The following is a 22079-nucleotide window of genomic DNA, read 5'->3' as shown; positions in this document are numbered from 1 at the left end:
CCCGCGACTGGGGCTGTCAGTCCCACGGCTGCCGGTAGGACGGCCGGTAGGCGTGGAGGCGGAGGCGCAGGGTCAGGGTGACGGTGGTGCCGGCCGGCAGCTCCACCGTCAGGTGCGGGCCGTGCACCGCGGTCTCGGTGACCGACCGCGCCGGCTCGCGGTGGACGTACTCGGTGTCGTGGCCCGTCCAGTCCGGCTCGGCGGCCGTGGCCGCGACGCCGGCGATGTCGTGCTCCCCGAACGCCCCCGCCTGCACGATCAGCACCCGGTCGGCGGTGGCGGAGAGGTTGACGAGCGTGACCACCGTGGCCTCGGGCTCGATCGAGCTGACGAGCGCCGCCACCTGGTCCGGGACGCCGGGCCGGCGGCGCGCGGCGTCGAAGTAGCGGACCCTGGCCTGCTGCAGCCCGCCGTTGTAGATGACCTGCGGGCCGCCCCACATCAGCTGCGTGAGGGCCTCGGTCACCACGGGGTTGACGTTCTGCCAGAGGTGGATGTCCGATTCGGGCAGGTCGCGGTCGGCGTTGGCGAGCAGCAGGGCGATGCGGCGGCGGGCCTGGGCGTGCGCGGCGGCGAGGATCCGCTCGGGATAGCCGGGGTTGTCGCCGCGCAGGTACGCGTACCAGGGCTCCTCGTGCCCGGCCTCCTCCTTGTCGCGGAACGGCCGCACCGTCGCCCAGTCGTAGCCGGTCGCGGCGCGCAGCGCGTCCAGTCGGGCGCGGTCCTCCGGAGCGCCCGTGTGGTGCCAGAGCGCGAGCGGCACCGAGGTCTGGACCGGGTTGTAGTCGAACCAGCCCTTGTCGCTGTGCCGGTAGGGGACCAGCAGCGTCGGCACGGCCACGTCGGGGCCGAGGTGGGCGCGCCAGCGGCCCTGGTTGGCCGAGTCGCTGTCGTCGAACGGCAGCTTCACGCCCCTGGCGATGACCGCGTCCAGCAGTGACCTGACGAGGTTCAGGTAGTCGTCGTCGCGGGTGGCCAGGGCGGCGCTGAGGGCGCCGACGGCCGCCGCCTGCCCGATGCTGTACATGCCGTGCGGCCAGGTCCAGCCGTAGTGGCCGCCGTACCAGCGCCCGTCGAGCAGGCTGCCGACCACGCCGTCGAGGCCGACGTTGTCGGGGACGACGCCGCCGTTCTCCTCGGCCCGGCGCTGCCAGGCGCCGACGTACTCGCGCAGCCAGGCGGCGTACCGCTCGTCCCCCGAGACCAGGTAGGCGTTGCAGACCAGCCCGGCCACGCTGAGGTTGCCGACCGCGTCGCCCCGGCCGAGACGGCGCTGCATCTCGGCGCCCAGGCGCGGGTCCTCGGCGAGCGGCGGCACGGGCGCGCCGTCCGGGACCAGCCAGTCCAGCGGGTAGCCGTACTGCGCGGCCTCCGCCTCCGTCCACGGGTACGCGGGCGAGCCGGACACGCCTTCGCGCGCCCCCAGGCTGCCGTTGTGCGGGGCCTTGATGATGCGGCGATCCGGGTCGTAGTTGCCCTTGGCCGGGTCGAGGTAGAGGTCGGCGAACCTGGTCGCCCGCCCGGCCCAGGCCCCCGGGTCGGCGGCGGTCAGGAAGTACGTGAAGAGCAGGCTCTCGCCCTGGTGGAACCAGTCGTAGCCGATCTCGAACTCGTCGGCGAACATGCCCAGCCCGGTCATCTGCCCGACGACGCCGTGCCAGTGCCGGGCGCTGCGATCGAGGAGGTCGTCCGCGCCGCCCAGCAGGTAGAGCTGCGGCCAGTTGAAGAACGGCTCGAAGAAGTCGTCCGCGCCGTCTCGGGAGGACAGCCGGCCGGAGTACCGCAGCGCGCCGTCCGGCCGGGTGTAGCGGTCGGAGAACAGCCGCCACCCGCTGTCCAGCAGGTCGAGCAGGGCACGCTGGGCCAGCGCCCACGCCGGGGGGTCGAGGACGGGGACGCTCGCTTTCACGACGGTCATGGAACTCCTAGAAGAGGCGGTCATCCCTTGGTCGCGCCGGCGGTCAGCCCGGCGACCAGGAAGCGCTGGGAGAAGAGGAACACCAGCAGCACGGGAGCGATGGAGAGCAGGGTGGCCAGCACCAGCTCGGGCGGCTGCACCTCGGCGTTGGCGCCGACGACGGGGTTGAACGTGGGGGTCGCGGCCAGCATCTGCGTGAGCCCGACCTGCATGGGGTAGTTGTCGCTGTCCGGCAGCATCACGTACGGCAGGAAGAAATTGTTCCAGTTCGTCACGAAGCTGAAGAACGCGACCAGCGCGACCACCGGCCTGGCCAGCGGCAGCGCCACCCGCAGGAACGTCGCGCTCTCCCCGCACCCGTCCAGCCGCGCCGCGTCGAGCAGCTCGCCGGGGACGCTGGTGGAGAAGTAGATGTAGGTCAGGTAGACGCCGAACGGGAAGAACGACATCGGCAGCACGACCGAGGCGGCCCGGTTGACCAGGCCGGCGTAGCTGAGTTCGAGGAAGATCGGCAGCACCAGTGCGGTGCCCGGCATCAGCATCACGACCAGCGTGACGATCAGCAGCAGCCGCCTGCCGGTGAATCGCATCAGCGCCATCGCGTAGCCGGCGGGGATGCTGACCAGCAGGGTCAGCGCCACGGAGAACGCGGCGTACGTGACGGAGTTCCCCATCCAGGTCAGCACGGCGCCGTCCTGGAAGGACATGAGGTGCCGCCAGTTGGCGAGGAGGGAGCCGAGCGAGCCGGGCGAGAGCGGGTCGCCGTGGACGAGGTCGGCCGGGCTCTTGGTCGAGGCGAGCAGGAGCCACAGCATGGGCACGACGAAGAACACCGCGAACGCCAGCAGGAACGCGACGACGAGCACTTTCGCGACAGCCCGCGCGGGGTCAGTCCGTGTCAAAGAGACCTCCCCGCGCGACGAACAGCCCGGCGCAGCACAGCGCCACGATGAGCAGGTCGACGGCGATCGCCGCGGAGCCGTTGAAGTCGTTCTGGTTGAAGGCGTACAGGTACGCGAGCTGGTTGATGGAGTAGTCGTTGCCCACCACGCCGAAGCTCGCCTGGGAGACGAGTTGCGGCTCGACGAAGAGTTGCGTGCCCGCCGCCAGGGAGAGGATCAGCATGTAGACGATCCACTTGCGCAGCATCGGCAGCTGCACCCGCAGCGCGATCTTCACCGGCCCGGCGCCGTCCACCCGCGCGGCCTCGATGAGCTGGTGGGGGATCGTGTTCAGCGCGCCGTACATGACCACGATCCAGCCGCCCGCGCCGGTCCAGAACGCGATCACGGTGAAGATCCACGGCAGGTGACCCGGCGAGATCACCTGGACGAACGTTTCGCCCCAGAGCGCGCGGACCAGGTCGGCCACCGGGCTTACAGACGGGTCCAGCATGAACAGCCAGAGCAGCACGCTCGACGCGCCCGCCAGCGCGCCCGGGACGTAGTAGACGAACCGCAGCGCGGCCCGCGACCAGCCCGCGGTGAGCCGGTGCACCAGCAGCGCGAGCACCAGGACCAGCACGGTCAGGGTGACCAGCCAGAGCACGAGGTACGTCGCCACGTGCTCGACGGCGGCCGCGAACCGGTAGTCCTGCGCGGTCCTGACGAAGTTGGCGAACCCGGCGAAGGCCCCGCGGGCGTCGGTGAAGGCCAGGTTGAGCGCGTACACCGTGGGCACGATGCCGAACGCGACCAGCAGCACCACGTACCCGGAGACGAACACGTGCCCGGCGGAGAGCCGCAGCCTCGATCCGGTCACTTGGTGACCTGGTATCCGAAGACCTGGGCCTGCTGCTCGATGGCCGTCTGCCACTCCGGCAGCAGCGACTCGACCGTCTTGCCCGCGGTCTGCCCGGGGATGACGGTCTTGGCCCAGATCGCCTCCTGGCTGAACTCGGGCGAGCCCCACCCGGGCCACACCTGCCCGGCGGCGGCCGAGATCGGGCCGGCGAGGTCGCCGGCGTAGTAGCCGCTGTCCTGCTGCTTCTTGATCCACTTGGTCGCGGCGGGCGTGTACGCGGGATAGCCGGGGGAGAGCTCGACCTGGTACGCGTCGGCCGTGGCGACCCAGCCGAGGAAGTCCTTGGCCGCGTCGAGGCGCGCGCTGTGCCGCGACAGCCACCAGGTGCCGCCGCCGACGTTGCCGGTCACCGGCGTGCTCTGGTCGGACCAGCGCAGGGCGTTCCCCACGGCCAGCTCGCCCTTCGGGGTCTTGAGCGTGCCCTGGAACACCGCGCCGCCGTACCACGCCGGGCCGGGCAGCATGAGCACCTTGTCGCCCTGGCTCTTGGCGAACTCGGGGCCGAACAGGGGCGACATCGACATGGTCTTGTTCGCGACGAGCTTGTCCATCATCTTCGCGGTGCGCACGCACGCGGCGTCGGTCGCCTTGACCGTGATCGCCTTGGGCCCGGTGACCTGGTTGGCCGGGCACTGGCCGCCCCACATGTAGATCTCCGGCGCCCACGCGTCGCCGGCCGTGCCGATGAGGTAGCCGGGATGCTCGGCGGCCACCTTCTCGCCCAGCGCCTGGTACTCCTCCCAGGTGGTGGGCAGCGAATAGCCGAACTTGTCGAGCAGCTTCTTGTTGTACCAGAGCACGACCTGGGCCAGGTCGTTGCGCAGGCAGTAGACCGTGCCGTCCACGGTGCACACGTCGAGCGCGCCCTTGGCGAAGCCGCTCAGCGTGGCGTCGTCGAGCAGGCCCTTGTCGAGCGGGGCGACGAACGCGTTGTCGCCCTGCGAGGCCCAGGACGCGGTGTTGTTGTCCGTGGTGAACACGACGTCCGGCCAGCCCTCGCCGGCCCGGTCGAACAGCTGCACCTTGGTCTTGAGCGTGTTGGAGCCGTTGGCGTTGCCGTCGTAGGTGACGATGTCCAGCTGCACGTCGGGGTGCGCCTTCTGGTACGCCTTCGCGGCGTCGAGCCGGGTGGAGTCCACCCACACCAGGAGCTTGCCGTCCTTCTGCTCGGCGGGGGCGAAGCCGTACCGCGATGCGGCGGCGCCGGTCGTCTTCGCGGGACTCGGGGCGTTCGGGGGAGCGCAGGCCGCGACGGCGAGCAGGGCCGCTGCCGCGGTGACCGCCAGGTGGGTGCGTCGTCTCATGGGGCTTCCTTCGGACAAGGCGGCTTGAGGTACGTAAACGCCGTGTTTCGGGATATGACATCATACGTGTGACGTATTCACAATGCCCTACACTGAAGGGCGTTCGGGCGGACGGGAGGATGCGTTGACTCAGCACGCGACGACGGGGCCGTGGGATTCGACGCGGGGTTCGCAGCCGCCCGAGAGGGCCGGCAAGCGGCCACCGCGCCGGGTCCGCGGGGCCAAGCTGGGCACCACCGTGGTCGAGCAGCTGGTCGACGACATCGTCCGGGGGGCGCTGCCGCCCGGCTCGGCGCTGCCGCCCGAGGCCGACCTCTGCGAGGAGTTCGGCGTCAGCCGGACGGTGATCCGCGAGTCGGTCAAGGTGATCCAGGAGAAGGGCCTGGTCAGGATCGAGCACGGCCGCGGCACCCAGGTCACCGACCCCCGGCAGTGGAACCTGCTCGACGACGTCGTGCTCACCGCCGTCATCGCGCACGACGAGAACGTGACGTTCCTGGACGAGCTGGTGTCCGTGCGCACCGCCCTGGAGGCCGAGATGGCCGCGGCCGCCGCCCTGGCGCGCACCCCCGACGACGAGGAGCGCATCGGCGCCGAGCTGGCGGTCATGCGGGCCAACCTCGCCTCCACGCCCGACTTCGCCGCCGCCGACGTGCGCTTCCACGACATGATCATGGCCGCGTCACGCAACCGGCTGGGGCGGGCCATCGTCAACAGCATCCACGACAAGGCCCGTACGAGCATGCTCTACCACGGCGAGTACAACGAGGCCGTGATGCGCCAGACGCTGGCCGAGCACCAGGCCATCAAGGACGCGATCGCGGCCGGCGACCCGGAGGGGGCGGCGGCCGCGATGCGCAGGCACATCACCGACTCCTGGAACCGCCGCCGCCCGTGACGCCATAGATCCGCGGGTCCGGCTCCATCTGGACGGGTGAGACCCGAGGACGGTCGTACGCGAGTGCATGCCCAACGGCGGTCCCGCCCACAACATGGACGGCAACCGGCGCCTCCCCGGGCAGGGCTCGGTCGACGACTTCCGGGTGGTGGCGGAGCACCGGGACAAGAAGGGCATGACCGCCCAGGCCGGGGCGGCGGGTCCGGCACGTCGGCAAAAAGTTCGTGCTGACATCCGCGACACGCCGTATCGAACCGCTCTTTGCTGCCATTAGTGGGCACTTTTCGACGTAACTCGACATAAGTGGCCCGTGTCGGGTTCGGGGTGCGCGTAGGGGCCTGGCCGGAGGAGGGCCCATGTATCGTCCGCTTGGTGCCGTCGTCATCACCGCTATGACCGTCATGGCCGTCATGGCGAGCGCCGCCTCCGCCGCGCCGTGGGAGGTCGACAACATCGCGCATCGGGGCGGATCCGCGTACGCGCCCGAGAACACCATCGTGGCCTGCACCGTGGCCCGGACCCAGCGGGCGACCATGTGCGAGTTCGACGTCCAGCAGACGAAGGACCACCGGCTCATCCTGATGCACGACCCGACGCTGGCCCGCACCACCAATGTCGAGCAGGTCTTCCCCGGGCGGTCCCCGTGGCGGGTCTCCGACTTCACGCTCGCGGAGATCCAGCGCCTGGACGCCGGCTCGTGGTTCTCCGCCCGGTTCAAGGGCGAGGGCGTGCCCACTCTGGAGCAGGGACTGCGGGCGCTGAGCAAGAGCCAGGTCGGGCTGCTGCTGGAGATCAAGCACGATCCGACCAACCCGGACATCGACAAACGCGTGGTCGCCGAGCTGCGCAAGCACCGGAGCCTGTGGTCCGGCAAGCGGCTGGCCGTGCAGGCGTTCAACTGGGAGTCGATGCGGTCCCTGCACGCCATGATGCCCGACCTTCCCATCTCGCTGCTCGGCAAGCCGGCCGCCGACCGGCTCGCGGAGCTGGCCGAGTTCGCCGACGCGGTCACGGTGCCGCACGCCGGCCTCACCGCGACCTACGTCAAGCAGGTCCACGAGCAGGGCATGCGGGTCTACACGTGGACGACGGACCGGCGGGCCGTCATCCGCCGCCTCATGTCGTACGGCGTGGACGGGATCATGACCGAGCGGCCCGACAGCCTCGACGCCGTCAAGCGCCGGGCCATGCGGATGGTCATGAGGGCAGGCGCAGGCCTGCTGTGAGGTCGTCCGCGGCGGCTCCCGGGTGCGGCGGGTCCCAGGGCCGTGGCCGGGGCGGTGGTCAGTGCTCGATGCTGGCGTTGAAGTGGGCCAGACCCCGGGCGAACGCGGCCAGTTCCTCCGGGGTCCAGTCCTTCAGGACCGTGGCCAGGCCGTGGATCCGGTACGCGCGCTCCCCGGCGACGCGCCGCAACCCCTCCTCGGTGATGCGGAGCTTGCGGGCCATCCCGCCCTCGGGGTCGGGGATGCGTTCGGCGAGTTCCTCGCGGAGCAGGACCGCGGTCTGCCGGTTGACGGTGGAGGTGTCGAGGCTGAACGCCTGCGCGAGCTGGCCGATCGACATCGGCCCCTCGGCCTCGAGGCGGCTGAGCAGGATGTAACTGCTGCCGCGCTCCAGCCGACGTTCGGATGGAGGCGCGGACATGGACGCCAGCTCCTTGTATCGGCCGATGAGCATGAGCTCGCGCTCGATGTCAACGATCTCCTCGCGCATGGATACCTCCCAACGGCGCTCAGAATATCCGCCTATATGGGGATGTGTAGGATACATACCATATGCATCGTGCATATAATTTTGCGAGATACGGGGGACTCATGAGTTCAACGCGTGCCGCACAGTCCAGTGGAGCGATCATCAGCGTGCTGGCGGCGGCGGGCATCACGGTCTCGCTGATGCAGACCCTGATGGTGCCGCTGATCGCGACCCTGCCGGTTCTTCTGCACACCACGGCCGCCAACGCGTTCTGGGCCATCACCGCGACCCTCCTGGCCGGCGCGGTCGCCATGCCCGTCTCGGGGCGGCTCGGCGACCTGTACGGCAAGCGCCGCGTCATGATCGTCAGCGCGGTCCTGCTGGCCCTCGGCTCCCTGGTGTGCGCCCCCGCCAACTCGCTGACCCCCATGGTGATCGGCCGCGCGCTGCAGGGGCTCGGGATGGGCGTGATCCCGCTGGGCATCGCCATCATGCGGGACGTGCTGCCGCCGCAGCGGCTCGGCTCGGCCATCGGACTGATGAGCTCCTCGCTCGGCGTGGGCGGAGCGCTCGGCCTGCCCGCCGCCGCGCTCGTCGCCCAGTACGTGAGCTGGCACGCGCTGTTCTGGGGGGCCGCCGGGCTCGGCCTGGTGATGTGCGTGCTCATCTTCATCGTCGTACCGGAGTCGCCGGTCAAGTCGCCGGGACGTTTCGACTTCGTGGGGGCGGTGGGACTGGCGGCCGGCCTGGCGCTGTTCCTGCTGCCGGTCTCCAAGGGCAGCGACTGGGGCTGGACGAGCGGCATCACGCTCGGCATGTTCGCCGCCTCGGCGGTGATCCTGCTGCTGTGGGGATGGTGGGAGCTGCGCGTGTCCGCCCCCCTGATCGACCTGCGCACCAGCGCGCGGCGCCAGGTGTTGCTGACCAACCTGGCCTCCGTCGTCATCGGCTTCGCCATGTACGCGATGTCGCTGATCACGCCTCAGCTGCTGCAACTGCCCGAGGCCACCGGGTACGGCCTGGGCCGGTCGATGGTCGAGGCCGGACTCTGGATGGCCCCCGCCGGGCTGGTCATGATGGCGATCTCGCCGGTGGCAGCTCGCCTGTCGGGGGCTCGCGGGCCCAAGACGTCCCTGCTGCTCGGGACGCTCGTCATCGCCTCCGGCTACCTCCTGGCCCTCGCCCTGATGGGCCACGCGTGGGGCGTCCTGATCTTCTCGTCCGTGGTCAGCGCCGGGATCGGCTTCGCGTACGCGGCCATGCCGTCCATCATCATGAGCGCCGTGCCGCGCACCGAGACGGCCGCCGCCAACGGGCTCAACAGCCTGATGCGCTCGATCGGCACGTCCTGTGCCAGTGCCGTGCTCGGGGCGGTGCTGGCCAACCTGACGGTCGACCTCGGATCGGTGACGGTGCCGTCGGAGATCGGGTTCCGGGCCGGTTTCCTCATCGGCGGCGGGGTCGCCCTGGTGGCGGCGCTCATCGTCCTGACCATCCCCGGCCGCCGCGCCGCCGCGCCCCAGCCCGCCGGCCTGCCCACCGACACCGACCAGGAGGTCCGCGCCCGCTGACCCCGGCACTTGGGACGCCCTGCCCGGCGAGCCTCACGAAAGGCCCGCCGAGCAAAGGTGCCCCGCCGGTCAGGTGGCCCGCCAGGCAAGGCGCCCGCCAGGCAGGGGCGAGCCCGGCAGGCAGGGACGAGCCCGGCAGGCAGGGACGAGCCCGGCAGGCAGGGACGAGCCCGGCAGGTACGTCAGCGGCAGACGTGCTACGCCGTGCCCAGCCGGCCGCGGCGGAGGCGGGCGGCCTTGGCCATGTTCCAGCCGAGCACCGCCGTGACCACCCCGTCCTGCCGGTAGAGGGCGACGAAGCGGTTCTGCTCCGGGTCGCCCTCGACCACGCTCACCTCCGCCTCGGGCGACGGCAGCCCGTGAACCTGGATCTTGACGTCGTACTGGTCGGTCCAGAAGTACGGGACGGGCGCGTAGGACACGTCCTCGCCGAGGATGTTGGCGGCCACGACCTGGGCCTGCTCGACGGCGTTGGTCCGGTTCTCCAGCCGCAGCCGCCGGCCGAGCCCCTCGTGCTGCCAGGAGGCCACGTCGCCCACCGCGTAGACGCCGTCGGCGGCGCGGCAGCGGGAGTCGCACTCCACGCCGTCGCCCAGAGCCAGCCCGCTGTCGCCGAGCCACCCGGTCGCGGGGCGGGAGCCGATCGCCACCACCACCGCGTCGGCGGGCAGCAGCTCGCCGGACGCCAGGCGTACGCCCGTGACCCGGCCGCCCTCGGCGGCCAGGCCCTCGACCGCGACGCCGAGCCGCAGCCGGACGCCGTGCTCGACGTGCCGCCTGGTGAGCAGCGCGGCGGCCGGGTCGCCGAGCTGGTCGGCCAGGACCGCACGCCCGAGGCCGACGAGCGTGACGTCGAGGCCGAGACCGCGCGCGGTGGCGGCCACCTCCGCGCCCAGCACGCCCTCGCCCACGACGACGAGGCGCGGCCCTTCGAGCAGGTGGGCGCGGAGGGCGAGCGCGTCGTCCAGGGTGCGCAGCACGTGCACGCCCGCCAGCCCGTCCTGGCCGGGCAGCCGGGACGGGGTCAGCCCCGTGGCCAGCACCACGGCCTGCGCGCGCAGGGTCCGCCCGGACGCGGCGGACACCTCCCGCGCCGCCGGGTCCAGCCGCACGGCCGGGTCGCCGAGGATGAACCGCGCGCCCAGCTTGTCCAGCTCGGTCCCGGCCCGCAGGTGCGCCCGCTCGCTCTCCCACGCGCCGGCCAGCACCTGCTTGGACAGCGGCGGGCGGTCGTAGGGCGGGTGCGGCTCGGCGCCCAGGACGGTCAGGCCACCCTGGTGGCCCTTGCGGCGCAGCGCCTCCGCGACGGCCAGGCCGCCGGCGGAGGCGCCCACGATCAGGACGTCCGTCAAGACTGCCCGTCCAGGGTGATCGCGGCGGCCGGGCAGACGTCGGCGGCCTCGCGTACGGCGGCGTGCAGGGGCTCGGCCGGCGACGGGTCCAGCAGGATCACGATCCCGTCGTCCTCGCCCTGGTCGAACACCTCGGGCACGAGCAGCACGCACTGCCCTGCCCCGCAACATTTGTCCGTGTCGACGGTGACGTTCATGAGAGGGTTCCTTTCGGTTCTACCAGCGCACCGGGACCTGCCGCAGACCGCCGACGACGAGCCCCTCGCGGCGCTTCAGCTCCTCGGCGGGCACGGCCAGCTCCAGCGTGGGCAGGCGGTTGAGCAGCACCTTGAGCACGGTCTGCAGCTCGGTGCGGGCCAGCGACTGGCCCAGGCAGGCGTACGGCCCGGCGCCGAAGATCAGGTGCGGGTTGGGGGAGCGGGTCAGGTCCATGTCGGCCGCGTCCTCGAACGCGCTCTCGTCGCGGTTGGCGGCCGACAGGCTGCACACCACGGTGGTGCCCTTCGGCAGCGTGGTGTCGGCGATGTCGACGTCCTCGCTGATGTAGCGGGGGATGCCGAAGCCGAAGTTGGCGTCGTACCGCAGGCACTCCTCCACCGCCGGGCGGATCAGCGACGGCTCGGCCACCAGCCGCTCCCAGCGGGTGCGGTCGGCCAGCAGCATCGCGACCATCTTGCCGATCATGTTCGCGGTGGTCTCGTGGCCCGCGACCAGCAGGCCCTTGGCGGTCATCTGCATGACCTCCTCGGTGACCTGGCCGTCGAGCGCGCCCACGAGCGAGATCAGCTCGCTGATCAGGTCGTCGCCCGGCTCGGCGCGCTTGGCCGCGACGTGCGCGCGCATGTACGCGGCGAACTCGGCCTGGGCGGCGTCGATCTCCTCCTGGGTGAACTTCGTCAGGCTGAGCAGCGTGTCCGACCAGTACGCGAACTTGTCGCGGTCGGACTCCGGCACCCCGAGCAGCTCGCAGATCACCCACACCGGCAGCGGGAACGCCAGACCGGCGACCAGGTCGGCGGGAGGGCCCTGCTTGACCATCTCGTCGACCAGCCGGTCGGCCATCGCCTCGATCCCCGGCTGCATGGCCGAGACGCGCTTGGCGGTGAAGGCCTTGCCGATCAGCTTGCGCCACTCCCGGTGGGCCTCGCCCTTCACGCCGGCGCCGCCCTCGTTGCCGAACACGCCGCCGGACTCGTTCGAGGTGATGTTGGCGGCGTCGTCGGCCACGAGATGGTGGGTGAAGCGGGGGTCCGACAGCAGCTGCTTCACGTCGGCGTACCGGGTGAGCAGCAGCGCCTCGTCGCCGCTGGCCAGCTTGATCGGCGCGACCGGGCAGCCCCGGCGCAGGCCGGCCCACTCGGCGGGTGCCTCCAGGGCGCCGGGGGCGGGGAACGGGTAGTGCGGGGCGTTGCTCAAATCTCCTCCAGGAAGCTGGGTGTGGTCAGGCCGCCGACCAGCCGCCGTCGACGGGGACGATCGCCCCGTTGACGAACGAGGCGGCGTCCGAGGCGAGGAAGAGCGCGGCGTCGGCCATCTGCTCCGGCTGGGCCATCCGCTCGCCGAGGGCGAGCACGGGGCCGAGCCGGGCGGCGCCGGTGGGGTCGAAGGACGCGTTCGTGGCGATGTTGGTCATGGTGGGTCCGGGCAGGATGGCGTTGCAGCGGATGCCGTCCTTGGCGTGCGCCCAGGCCACGCTGCGGGTCAGGCCGACCACGCCGTGCTTGGACGCGGTGTAGGCGGCGCCGGCCGCCCCGCCGCGGATCCCGGCCTCCGAGGCGGTGTTGACGATCGCGCCGCCGCCCTGGCGCAGCATGTGCGGCAGCACCGCGTGGGTGACCAGGAACGTGCCGGTCAGGTTCACCCGCAGGACCCGCTCCCACAGCTCGACCGGGATGTCGGCGGGCAGCGCCATCGTGTCCATGATCCCGGCGTTGTTGCACAGCACGTCGACGCGGCCGTACGCGCCGATCGCCGCCTCGGTCAGCGCGGCCACCGACGCCTCGTCGGAGATGTCGGCGGAGACCGCGACGGCCGCCTCGCCGATCTCCTCGGCGGTGCGCTCCGCCGCCTCCTTGTCGATGTCGCAGACCACGACCCGGGCGCCCGCCTTGGAGAACCCCACGGCCATCGCCCGGCCGATCCCGGACCCCGCACCTGTGATCAGGGCGACGCGATCGTCGAATGTGCTCAAGAGCCCGTCCTTTCCTCAGCCGCCGCTCGGCCGGCCACAACCGGACAATGTTGTCCGGTTGCTACGATACCCGCTGTGCCCGAGTCACGTCGATCGAACAGAGGTCCGAGCGCCGCGGCGGAAAACCGGGCGGCGCTGGTCGCGGCCGCCCGGGAGGTGTTCGCCAGCGCCGGGTACAACGCGCCGCTGAGCACGGTCGCCCGCGCGGCCGGGGTCGGGCAGGGCAGCCTCTACCGGCACTTCCCCGACCGGATCAGCCTGGCGATGGCCGTGTTCGAGGACGGCGTCACGGAGCTGGAGGCGCTGGCGGCCCGGCCCGGCACCACGCTCGACGACCTGCTGGCGCTGCTGACCGAGCAGACCATCGCCTCGACCGCGTTCATCGACATGGTCACCGCCACGCCGCCGGCCGAGCCGGACCCCCGCATCCTCGACCTGCGCGATCGGGTGTCGAGGGTGCTGGCGGGCGTGCTCGGCGACGCCCGGCGCGCGGGAACCGTCCGCGCGGACGTCACGGCCGACGACCTGGTGCTGGTCATCGGCATGCTCGCCGGGGTCCTGGCCAAGATCTCGGCGCCCGCCCGGCGCGACACCGCCGCACGCGTGTGGGCGCTGCTGCGCCAGGGCATCGCGCCCTGAGCTCCAGGGCGTGCCCTGAGCGCCGGGGCACCGCGCTCTGCATGCCAGGCCATCGCGCTCTGAATGCCGGGGCACCGCGCTCTGAGTGCCCGGCGGCGCGTCACAGGTCGTAGTTGGCCCGCCCGAACATGAGCCGCTTCAAGAAGCGGCGTGGTCGCGTTCGAGTCCGTTGGCGAAGGTGTGCAGGTGGGGGCGCGTGGTGAACGACCAGTCGCAGTCGACGACCGCGCCGATGTCCTCCACGATCAACCTGCTGACCTTATCCGGGTGCCGGGTGGCGAACTGGTAGGCGTTCACCCGCCCAGTGAGTGACCCAGCACCGGCACCGGACCGACCCCCAGATGCCGGTGGAAGGCGACGACATCGGCTATGTAGTCGTTTCGCTCGTAACTGGTGGCGCGGTCGGATTCTCCGTGACCGCGCTGATCGAGCCCGCGATCACCTGCCACCGCGGCGCCAACGCCCCTGCAAGCGACGCGAACGCTGACGCGAATCATAGGAGTCAGCACCGTCAACCCACGGCTGAACGGCGGCCCATGGACAGCCCGTCCGTTTCAGAGGAGAGCCCTAACTCAAGACGAGCTACACCCATTCCCCCCTCGACCGCGAGTGTGCTGGTGCTCGACAATGGGCTTCGACGCCAACAGGCACCATGGAGTCAGCACAGGTGGGGTAGGACTTGAGCGAAGCGACTTTCATGATCCTCGGTCCGGTGGAAGTGCGCTGGTCAGATGGGCGAGAAGCGTCGTTGAACGGAAAGCAGCGCGCCGTGCTGGCTAGCTTGCTCCTTTATGCAAACACGCTGGTCCCCAAACAACGGCTGCTGGAGGCGTTGTGGGAGACCCCTCCCAACTCGGCCGTTCCTAACCTGCAGTCCTACATCGCGCAGTTACGTCGAGCGCTCCCACCGGGTACCCGGCTTCTCACCAGAGGAAAGGGATACCTCTTTGAGGCGACCCTCGAGGAGGTGGACCTGCTCGCCTTCGAGCAGGCTGCACGGCTGGCGCAGGCCGAGCACGACCAGGGCAACGTCTGGGGGGCCGTCCACCAATACGAAAGAGCACTCTCGCTATGGCGGGGAACGCTGGCCGAAGGCACCGAACTCGCGGGTCCTGCGCTCGCCCGCGCGACACAAGTGGAAGAACGGCGCTCAGCCATATGGCTGAGCTGGGCCGAGGCGAAGCTCAGCCTGGGCCGGCCCGCAGAGGTGATCGAAGACCTACGCGGCTTCGTGGCTGAGCATGCACTGAGCGAACGTGCGTGGCGTCTACTCATGCTCGCTCTTTCACAAACCGGGCAACGTGATGAAGCCCTGGCTGCTTACCGGCATGTACGTGCGGCGCTCGTCGACCAGTTGGGCATCGAGCCGACCAATCAGCTTCAGCAGCTCCACGCTGACATCCTGAACGGCACCGTGACTGTTACAAAGCCCGAAACGTGGCGCCCGGTCTGCCAGCTTCCCCCGGACATAGCAGACTTCGTGGGCAGAGCCGAAGAACTCCGTCAGGTGACCACGGTGCTGCGCCCGGCGGCCGAGCATACAGCGCCGGCTATCGCCGTACTGACCGGACCTCCGGGGGTTGGCAAGAGCACCCTGGCCGTTCACGCTGCCCACAAGCTTCGCGACGACTTTCACGATGGTCAGCTCTACCTCAGTCTCAGAACTGGTGACACCGTACGCGAACCCCTTGCTCTTCTCGCTGACGCGCTGCGTTCGCTGCAGAAATCAGGATCGGACATCCCTGACTCCGTGGAAGGCAGAGCGGCGCTGTATCGATCGCTGCTGGCCGATCGAGCCATGCTCGTGGTCCTCGATGACGCCGAGCACGAAGGGCAGGTTCGTTGCCTGCTACCTGGTACGCCGCGTAGCACCGTGATGGTGACCAGTCGAGGTCCGCTCTCAACTCTGGCAGGCGCCACTCGCATCTCGCTCGGCGTGCCCTCCGAGATGGCGGGCCGGTCACTGCTGGAACGGATCGCTGGGGAGGAGCGGGTCCAGGCCGAACCTGATGCAGCGCGAGCGATAGTACTGGCCTGCGGGCGACTGCCCTTGGCCATCAGGGTGGCCGGGGCCAGACTCGCCACGAGGCCGACCTGGCCGCTCCGGGAACTGGCCACACGGTTAACCGGCGGGCATCCTCTGGATGAACTGGCTTTGGGCGAGTTGGACATCCGTAAAACCTTCGCCGTGAGCTATCGGCTTTTGCCGGATCTTCCTCGCCGCGCTTTCCGCCTGATCGGCCTCGCCGGGATCGACAGCACCGCGGAGTGGATCGTGACGGCGTTGCTGGATGCATCCCCGCGCGAGGCGGACGCGTCGATGGAGGCGCTCGTTGCCGCTGGACTGTTGAGCGCGGGCGAATTAGATCAGAGCGGCCATTTACGTTACCGCATGCACGATCTCCTGCGGAAATTCGCGTACGAGCGGGCGCAAGCCGAAGATTCATCGGAGCAACGCGACCTGGCGATGCAACGGTTTGTCGACGAGTCGCTGGAGCGAGTACGTGTCGCGGGTCCTAAATATCCACCGCCGATGGTTCCCCTGATGGCGCAGTCGCATTCCAAGGGATGTTCCCACGGTGGCGTTGAATGGTTGTCGGCAGAGCGGGAGACGCTCTTGACCGCTATTCAGGTCGCGGCTCCGGAAGCTGCGGCGGAGCTCGCCCTTCGCCTTGCTCCGCTCCTTGTCACCAATGGTTTCCAGACAGACGCCGAAGATCTCCTGCAGAGCGTGATCCAGCGGGCGCCCGATCAGGATACGGCAATGCTCATGTACCTCGCTCTGGCCGATATCGAGCTGGACTGCGGACGCTTCCATCAAGCGCGGACCATGTTCCAAGCCGGGTTCAACCACTTCGCGCACGGAGACGACCCTCATTCGGCTGCCTACGCACTCACCGGACTGGCTGCGTGTGATCTCCTGGAAGAGCAACCCGAACATCAGACAGAGATCGACATCCGGAAAATCCTCTCGCGATTCAAGTCTACGGACGGCATCGGCGATCTGGTCGACAGCTTGATCGCCATATGTGGAGCGCGTCCGCCGGATCACCAGGAGGTTGTCCGCATCTTCCGGCAGGCATTACTGCTTGCCAAAGACCAGCAGTACCGGGAGCCCGCCATGCGATTGCTACGCATCCTGGTCACTGGAATCATCTGTTTTCGTGAACATGACTTTCAAGGAGCGGTCGCTCGTTATAGGGAAGCCCTCGACGCCACCCAAGTCCTGGGTTGGGGTCCAGGCGAACGCTACGTGCTGCGGCGGTTGGGTGAGTTTTACCATGCCGCCGGCAGATACGCCGACGCCATAGACGCGCTCCACCAGCTGTCGCTCCTGTCCGCAAGGGCCGGCGATGTCTACGGCGAGGCACTATCCGCCTTTTCCCTTGGTGAACTCGTTCTCGAACGCGGTCAGCGACAAGTAGCGGCAGAATATTTCATGCGCTGCTACGACCTCATGGACAAGCACGGACATCCAACCTGGCCGGCGCGTGCACGTCGGATGATCGATATCACTCGCACCGAGCAAGGGTCCGAAGCGTGACTTGATCGACACAGCTGCTGAAAGGCGCCGCCTGCCACTCATCGCCGGTGACCGTGGGCGCGGGTGAGTGAGGAGTCACCTGGCCTGTGAAGGCACGCGGGCCAGCGTGGCGAGCAACGCGATCCCGCCCATCGCGACGGCGGCAACTATCAGCACGGGGGCTGGCCCCCACAACTCCAGCAGGTACCCCCCGGCCAAGGCGCTGAGTGGGCTCAGCCCCGACGCCAGCGTCGCCGGAACACTCGTGGCCCTCCCCATCAGTTCCTGCGGTGTGAAGGAGATCATGTAGGTCATGGTCGCGACGTCGAGAACTCCTGCGATCAGGCCGACGCATCCCCATCCCGCGGCCAGCATGGGCGGACCCGTGGCGAACGCGATGATCGCGATCGCACCGAGCCAGAGCCAGCAGCCCAGCCTCAGCACGGTGACCGGGCCGATGTGCCGGAGCACTTGTGGGGCGACCATGGTGCCCACGACACCGCCTACCCCCGTGGCTCCGAGAATCAGACCGACGGCGGCGGGCGATGCCCTTGCTGATGTGGCCAGCACGATGATCAGGATGCTGAGCATCTGCCACAGCAGGTTTGTGGAGGTGAAGACAGTAACCGCCAGCCTGAGAAAGGCATCACGCCAGATCCAGCGCGCACCCTCGGCCATGTCTTGGACGGCGCTACGGACACCACGCATGCGGCCGGTGCTCGCACTCTGGACGGCTACGTGCTCGGCAATCGTGACGTTCGTATGCCCGTGCGCTTCGGACTGATCGTGAACGCCCACCCCTGGCTTCGCTATCTCAAGCGCAGGCCGACGGGCGCTGAGGATGGTCGCCGCTGCGACCACCTGGGCGGCCAGCCCCACCACGAACGGGAAGGCATGGCCCAAACCGAGCAGGAAACCGCCCGCAGGCTGGCCAACCAGCGTGGCACCCGTCTGCACCCCCTCGTTTCTCGACACCGCCCAAGTGACATGCTCCTTCGGGACGATCTCAGCGATCGCTGGATCGAGCGCGCGCTGATGAAGGACAGTCAATGTTCCCTCGACCGCTACCGTTGCCCACAGCACCGGCAACCATGGACCCTCCGTGGCGACCACCACGACAAACACACCGATCGCCGCCGCTCTGCCGAGCTGGGAGATGACCAATAGCCGCCGCCGATCGTACCTGTCCACCAGTACGCCGAACGGAAGCGTGAAGATCAGGTGGGGTGCCATCGAAGCGAAGCGCACCCACCCCGCCAGCAGGGGCGAGCCGGTCAGGAGCAAGACGAGCAGCGGATAGGCTGCCACGCTCGCTCGTGTGGCCACAGTGGCCAGGCCTGATCCCGCGAACAGCAGCCAGAAGTCACGCCGCCAGCTCACGTGTCGGCCTTGACACGTCCAACAATGTGACTGATCAGCTTCATCAAGTCGGGGCAGTAGACCGACGGGTTGAGAAATCCGCGCCCCTCGCGATAGCGGTGCGGATAGAGACCACCGCCACAGATGCTGCTCAGGGAGCACGCCCTGCACTGCTCGCTGAGCGCCTCGAGCCCTATCTGCCGGACCGCCACCGAGGGGTGGTCCAGCGCGCGGTCGAACGGGTGGTCGCGTACGTTGAGCCCGGTGTCGGGCGCGCCGTCGAAGGCGGCCTTCAGCGAGTCGACCTGCTCGATGGAGCCGTCGGTCTCGATGACCAGCAGGCGTGCGGGCTGCAGCCCGATGGCCTCCGTCAGGCTGTGCCCGCCCAGCGCCATGCGGATGACGCTCTCAAACAGCCGCACCCGCGTCTGTCTGTTCGGTGCCGTGTACCACCGCTCGAAGATCTCCAGGAGCCAGTCCGCATACGGCGTGTCACCCTCGTCGGCCGTACGCTTCGGAGGAGGGCTCGACCAGGTGCCGTGCGGCAGCAGGAAGTCGACGGCGGGCGGTCGCCACCTGAGCAATTCCTCGTAAGTCGCGATCGGGTCGTTGTCCAAGTCGATCGTGCACAGCAACCCGCGGAACAGCGGCCGGTGGAGTGCGGAGCCAAGGAGGGCCAGCCCCCGGGCCACCGTCTCGTAGGAGCCGCGCCCTCCCGCGTAACGCCGGTGCCGGTCGTTGTCCTGTTCGGCCCCGTCGAGGCTGACGCTGAGCCCGATGCGCCACGCAGCCGCGACAGCCAGGAAATCCTCGTCGATCAGGGTCCCATTGGTCTGCATGCCCACCTCGACCTGCGCATCCGGCTCCAGCGCGTCGCGCAGACCGGCGACGAACCCCTTGATCCGTGAGGCGCCCGCGAGCAGAGGCTCCCCTCCGTGGAGAACCACATTCACGGAGGGGAGCCCGTGAGCTCGGGCGTGCTCGGCGATCCGATCGATCGTCGCCTTCATGGTTGCCGGGGTCATCACCTTGTCACGGGAAGACCAGCTCTGGTCAGCCATCTCGTACATGTAGCAGTAGTCGCACGCAAGATTGCATCTGCTGTGAATCTTGATCACGAACTGCGTGAACGGCAGCGGCTGCCATCCCGCTCTTCGCAGAGCTTCCATGTCCAGAGAGTCCGGCCATTCGGCGGCTTCCCTTCGCCTAGGGGAGGACACCGGTGACTCCATTGCACGCCCCATTCAACTCGCTTGTCTATCTGGGTTTTCTAGAGGGAGCTGTTGAACCAGCCTTCAGAAGCGGAGTCGGCCATTTCGGCGATGACGGCTTCGAGTGCGGTGAGCTGGGTTTCCATGATCAGACTTCCCTTCAGTTGGTGCGGTGAATCGCGTTTCCAACTGTGGCAAACAACGCCATAATCAGGCCATCAGCTCGCCATAACCATTGTTTCCGTAAATGTCGGCTGACCTTCTCGGCACCCAGATATCGGCCGAGGTGGGCGACGTGGTTGAGGTGGGCGTGGAAGGCTTCGGCACCCTGTGCAACCACGTCGTCGCCGGTCCCGTGCCGATCCCCGAGGAGTACGGCGCGCAGCCCAGCGTCTCGGAGGATGCGATCTCCACGGCGTTCGGCGGCGACTGGGAGTTTCGTGGAATCCAGCGCGCCGCCATCTGAAAGCGCTCGCCTGCTGAGATCGTCGTGGCCGCCTGTCCGGCGCGGACCATGTGCCCGTGTGCTCCGCGCATGAAGGTTTCGCCCCATTGGCCCAGGTCGGTCAGCTCGCTGGTGACGCACTGGTACTCGTACAGGTCCAGCCCTGCTCCGGTTGCGCGCGACAGGTCGGCGGCGGCAACGTCGGTGATGACGTCGGCGGCGCTCATCGTAGTGCTCCGATCGTCAAGACGGCGTTCCCGCAGGTCGACCAGGACTTCGGCGGTTTCGCTCCAGACAGACCCCGGTGCGGGAGCCGGATCGACCGGGCCCCCGCACCGCGTCACTGGCTGACCGCCCTCTTGTACAGGCGTGTGGCGAGCGGGGCGAACACCACCAGGATCAGCACCGCCCAGAGCAGCGACACCGTCACCGCGTGCTGGAGCGGCCACGCCTGGGGGCGCGTCGCGGCGGCGTTGCCGAACAGCTCGCGAGCGGCCTGCACGACGGTGGAGACGGGGTTCCATTCGGCGATGGGCCGCAGCGGCCCCGGCAGCCGGCTGCTGTCGACGAAGGCGTTGGACAGGAAGACCAGCGGCATCGACACGATGGTGGCGATGTTGTTGAACACCTCGGGGGTGCGCAGGGCCAGCGCCACCGTCGCCGTCACCCAGGAGAAGGCGTAGGCGAAGAACAGCAGCAGCAGGAAGCCCAGGACGGCCTCGATCGGCGAGGTGTGGATGCGCCAGCCGACGGCCAGCCCCACGAGCGCCATCACGACGATGGTGGTCACGTTCATGAGCGCGTCGCAGATGGTCTGGCCGACCAGCACCGCCGAGGGCGCCATCGGCAGCGTGCGGAACCGGTCGAAGATGCCCTTCTGCAGGTCCTGGGTGAGGGTGTAGCCGGTGATCTGCGCGCTGGTGACGATGGTCTGGACGAAGATGCCCGGAATCATGTACTCGCGGTACGACATGCCCGGCAGCTCGATCATGCTGCCGAAGACGTACGCGAACAGCAGCACGAACACGATCGGCAGGATGATCACGCCGCCGAACAGGTCCGGGGCGCGTCTGATCTTGAGTGCGTTGCGCTTGGTGATCGTCATGCCGTCGGCGAGCGCGATCTGGAGGGCGTTCATCGGGCGGGCTCCTTCTCGGCGGCGGCCGCGTGGCCGGTGAGGGTGAGGAAGACGTCGTCCAGGGTCGGGCGGCGCAGCCCGGCGTCGCGGACGGTGACGCGCTCGGCGGCCAGCAGGCCGAGCGCGGTGGTGAGCGCGGTGGTGCCGCCGGTGATCGGGACCGTCACGTGCAGCGCGGCGGGGTCGATCCGTACCTCCCCGAAGGGCGCCAGGGCGCGCCGCGCGGCCACCAGGTCGCCGGCGCCGGCCACGGTCAGCTCGATCCGGTCGCCGCCGACCTGGTCCTTCAGCTCGTCGGCGGTGCCGAGCGCGATCACGTGGCCGTGGTCGACCACCGCGATCCGGTCGGCGAGGCGGTCGGCCTCCTCCAGGTACTGGGTGGTCAGCAGCACGGTGGTGCCGCCCGCGACGAGCTCGGAGATGATGTCCCACAGGCTGACGCGGGCCCGGGGGTCCAGGCCGGTGGTGGGTTCGTCGAGGAAGAGCACGGGCGGGTCGGCCACCAGCGCGCCGGCCAGGTCGAGCCGGCGCCGCATGCCGCCGGAGTAGCCCCGCACCGGGCGGTCGGCCGCGCCGGTCAGGTCGAAGCGCTCCAGCAGCTCACGGGCGCGCTGCTTGCTGCGCCTGGCGCCCAGGTGGTAGAGGCGGCCGACCATCTCCAGGTTCTCGGCGCCGGTCATGTGGTCGTCGACCGCCGCGTACTGGCCGGACGCGCCGATGTGCGAGCGCAGCCGGTCGGCCTGCGCGACGACGTCCAGGCCGGCGACGGTGGCGCGGCCCGCGTCCGGTCTCACCAGGGTGGTCAGGATCCGCACCGTCGTGGTCTTGCCCGCGCCGTTGGGGCCGAGCAGGCCGAACACCGTGCCCTCGGGGACGGACAGGTCCATCCCGTTGAGGGCGACGACGTCGCCGTACTTCTTGACCAGGCCCTCGGCATGGATGGCGGGAGGCATCGCTGGATTTCTCCTCTTTATTGGGGGATTAACCATGATTTATGAGCATGACGGGATGGCGGACGGTCGCCCGCCCGCT

General features: G+C 69.4%; 21 protein-coding genes. 5 read left to right on the top strand and 16 right to left on the bottom strand.

Annotation, left to right across the window (positions count from 1 at the left end):
- Nucleotides 1–16: 16 nt before the first annotated feature.
- The 4 genes from ACIBQ1_RS48120 to ACIBQ1_RS48105 are packed head-to-tail and all read right to left on the bottom strand — an operon-like array spanning nucleotide 17 to nucleotide 5025.
- The gene (locus tag ACIBQ1_RS48120) at nucleotides 17–1918 is read right to left on the bottom strand and encodes a hypothetical protein (RefSeq protein ID WP_397288280.1); all 1902 of its coding nucleotides are present in this window, start codon (nucleotides 1916–1918) and stop codon (nucleotides 17–19) included.
- A 20-nt stretch (nucleotides 1919–1938) separates the two neighbouring features.
- Nucleotides 1939–2820, bottom strand: a complete 882-nt coding sequence (locus ACIBQ1_RS48115; RefSeq protein WP_397288278.1) for a carbohydrate ABC transporter permease — start codon at nucleotides 2818–2820, stop codon at nucleotides 1939–1941.
- A complete protein-coding gene (locus ACIBQ1_RS48110) occupies nucleotides 2807–3679 on the bottom strand; it encodes a carbohydrate ABC transporter permease (RefSeq protein ID WP_397288276.1) in 873 nt (290 codons plus the stop codon). The genes ACIBQ1_RS48115 and ACIBQ1_RS48110 overlap by 14 nt, the downstream gene beginning before the upstream one ends.
- Nucleotides 3676–5025: an ABC transporter substrate-binding protein gene (locus ACIBQ1_RS48105; protein WP_397288274.1), complete on the bottom strand. Its 1350-nt coding sequence runs from the start codon at nucleotides 5023–5025 to the stop codon at nucleotides 3676–3678. The genes ACIBQ1_RS48110 and ACIBQ1_RS48105 overlap by 4 nt, the downstream gene beginning before the upstream one ends.
- Before the next feature lie 124 nt (nucleotides 5026–5149).
- Here ACIBQ1_RS48105 and ACIBQ1_RS48100 point away from each other — a divergent pair, with 124 nt between their 5' ends.
- Entirely contained in the window at nucleotides 5150–5923 is a 774-nt protein-coding gene (locus ACIBQ1_RS48100) for a FadR/GntR family transcriptional regulator (RefSeq protein ID WP_397288272.1), read from the top strand.
- Between the two features lie 356 nt (nucleotides 5924–6279).
- Nucleotides 6280–7149, top strand: coding sequence for a glycerophosphodiester phosphodiesterase (locus ACIBQ1_RS48095; protein ID WP_397288270.1), 870 nt, complete (start codon nucleotides 6280–6282; stop codon nucleotides 7147–7149).
- A 58-nt stretch (nucleotides 7150–7207) separates the two neighbouring features.
- On the opposite strand, the gene ACIBQ1_RS48090 is transcribed toward ACIBQ1_RS48095, so the two are convergent.
- Nucleotides 7208–7639, bottom strand: coding sequence for a MarR family winged helix-turn-helix transcriptional regulator (locus ACIBQ1_RS48090; RefSeq protein ID WP_397288268.1), 432 nt, complete (start codon nucleotides 7637–7639; stop codon nucleotides 7208–7210).
- Between the two features lie 101 nt (nucleotides 7640–7740).
- Here ACIBQ1_RS48090 and ACIBQ1_RS48085 point away from each other — a divergent pair, with 101 nt between their 5' ends.
- Nucleotides 7741–9189, top strand: a complete 1449-nt coding sequence (locus ACIBQ1_RS48085; RefSeq protein ID WP_397288266.1) for an MFS transporter — start codon at nucleotides 7741–7743, stop codon at nucleotides 9187–9189.
- A 197-nt stretch (nucleotides 9190–9386) separates the two neighbouring features.
- Here the strand turns inward: ACIBQ1_RS48085 and ACIBQ1_RS48080 are convergent, their stop codons facing one another.
- From ACIBQ1_RS48080 to ACIBQ1_RS48065, 4 genes are read right to left on the bottom strand one after another with little or no spacing between them, the layout of a single operon-like run.
- A complete protein-coding gene (locus ACIBQ1_RS48080; RefSeq protein WP_397288264.1) occupies nucleotides 9387–10541 on the bottom strand; it encodes an NAD(P)/FAD-dependent oxidoreductase in 1155 nt (384 codons plus the stop codon).
- The gene (locus tag ACIBQ1_RS48075) at nucleotides 10538–10738 is read right to left on the bottom strand and encodes a ferredoxin (protein ID WP_397288262.1); all 201 of its coding nucleotides are present in this window, start codon (nucleotides 10736–10738) and stop codon (nucleotides 10538–10540) included. Before ACIBQ1_RS48075 ends, ACIBQ1_RS48080 begins: the two co-directional genes overlap by 4 nt.
- Nucleotides 10739–10757: 19 nt before the next feature.
- The gene (locus ACIBQ1_RS48070) at nucleotides 10758–11957 is read right to left on the bottom strand and encodes a cytochrome P450 (RefSeq protein ID WP_397288260.1); all 1200 of its coding nucleotides are present in this window, start codon (nucleotides 11955–11957) and stop codon (nucleotides 10758–10760) included.
- A 25-nt stretch (nucleotides 11958–11982) separates the two neighbouring features.
- Entirely contained in the window at nucleotides 11983–12732 is a 750-nt protein-coding gene (locus tag ACIBQ1_RS48065; protein ID WP_397288258.1) for an SDR family NAD(P)-dependent oxidoreductase, read from the bottom strand.
- Nucleotides 12733–12807: 75 nt separating this feature from the next.
- On the opposite strand from ACIBQ1_RS48065, the gene ACIBQ1_RS48060 reads away from it, so the two are divergent.
- Nucleotides 12808–13371: a TetR family transcriptional regulator gene (locus ACIBQ1_RS48060; RefSeq protein WP_397288256.1), complete on the top strand. Its 564-nt coding sequence runs from the start codon at nucleotides 12808–12810 to the stop codon at nucleotides 13369–13371.
- A gap of 138 nt (nucleotides 13372–13509) precedes the next feature.
- Here ACIBQ1_RS48060 and ACIBQ1_RS48055 read toward each other — a convergent pair whose 3' ends face one another.
- Together ACIBQ1_RS48055 and ACIBQ1_RS48050 are read right to left on the bottom strand one after the other, a co-directional pair.
- Complete coding sequence (locus ACIBQ1_RS48055) at nucleotides 13510–13668, bottom strand: hypothetical protein (RefSeq protein ID WP_397288254.1); 159 nt, start codon at nucleotides 13666–13668, stop codon at nucleotides 13510–13512.
- On the bottom strand, nucleotides 13665–13868 hold the full coding sequence (locus tag ACIBQ1_RS48050; RefSeq protein ID WP_397288252.1) for an alpha/beta fold hydrolase: 204 nt from the start codon (nucleotides 13866–13868) through the stop codon (nucleotides 13665–13667). Before ACIBQ1_RS48050 ends, ACIBQ1_RS48055 begins: the two co-directional genes overlap by 4 nt.
- Nucleotides 13869–14050: 182 nt before the next feature.
- Here ACIBQ1_RS48050 and ACIBQ1_RS48045 point away from each other — a divergent pair, with 182 nt between their 5' ends.
- On the top strand, nucleotides 14051–16915 hold the full coding sequence (locus ACIBQ1_RS48045) for an AfsR/SARP family transcriptional regulator (RefSeq protein WP_397288250.1): 2865 nt from the start codon (nucleotides 14051–14053) through the stop codon (nucleotides 16913–16915).
- Nucleotides 16916–16990: 75 nt separating this feature from the next.
- On the opposite strand, the gene ACIBQ1_RS48040 is transcribed toward ACIBQ1_RS48045, so the two are convergent.
- The 5 genes from ACIBQ1_RS48040 to ACIBQ1_RS48020 form a co-directional block, all read right to left on the bottom strand.
- Entirely contained in the window at nucleotides 16991–18274 is a 1284-nt protein-coding gene (locus tag ACIBQ1_RS48040; protein WP_397288248.1) for an MFS transporter, read from the bottom strand.
- Entirely contained in the window at nucleotides 18271–19422 is a 1152-nt protein-coding gene (locus ACIBQ1_RS48035; protein ID WP_397288246.1) for an FxsB family cyclophane-forming radical SAM/SPASM peptide maturase, read from the bottom strand. The genes ACIBQ1_RS48040 and ACIBQ1_RS48035 overlap by 4 nt, the downstream gene beginning before the upstream one ends.
- A 252-nt stretch (nucleotides 19423–19674) precedes the next feature.
- Nucleotides 19675–20136, bottom strand: coding sequence for a hypothetical protein (locus ACIBQ1_RS48030; protein WP_397288244.1), 462 nt, complete (start codon nucleotides 20134–20136; stop codon nucleotides 19675–19677).
- Nucleotides 20137–20249: 113 nt separating this feature from the next.
- Complete coding sequence (locus ACIBQ1_RS48025; RefSeq protein ID WP_397288243.1) at nucleotides 20250–21047, bottom strand: ABC transporter permease; 798 nt, start codon at nucleotides 21045–21047, stop codon at nucleotides 20250–20252.
- The gene (locus ACIBQ1_RS48020; protein ID WP_397288241.1) at nucleotides 21044–22000 is read right to left on the bottom strand and encodes an ATP-binding cassette domain-containing protein; all 957 of its coding nucleotides are present in this window, start codon (nucleotides 21998–22000) and stop codon (nucleotides 21044–21046) included. Before ACIBQ1_RS48020 ends, ACIBQ1_RS48025 begins: the two co-directional genes overlap by 4 nt.
- Between the last annotated feature and the right edge of the window lie 79 nt (nucleotides 22001–22079).

It is taken from the genome of Nonomuraea sp. NPDC050153 (assembly GCF_044460125.1).
GTDB lineage: Bacteria > Actinomycetota > Actinomycetes > Streptosporangiales > Streptosporangiaceae > Nonomuraea.
The sequence above is the reverse complement of the archived record's forward strand: the minus strand, read 5'-3'. Positions and strand labels throughout refer to the sequence as shown.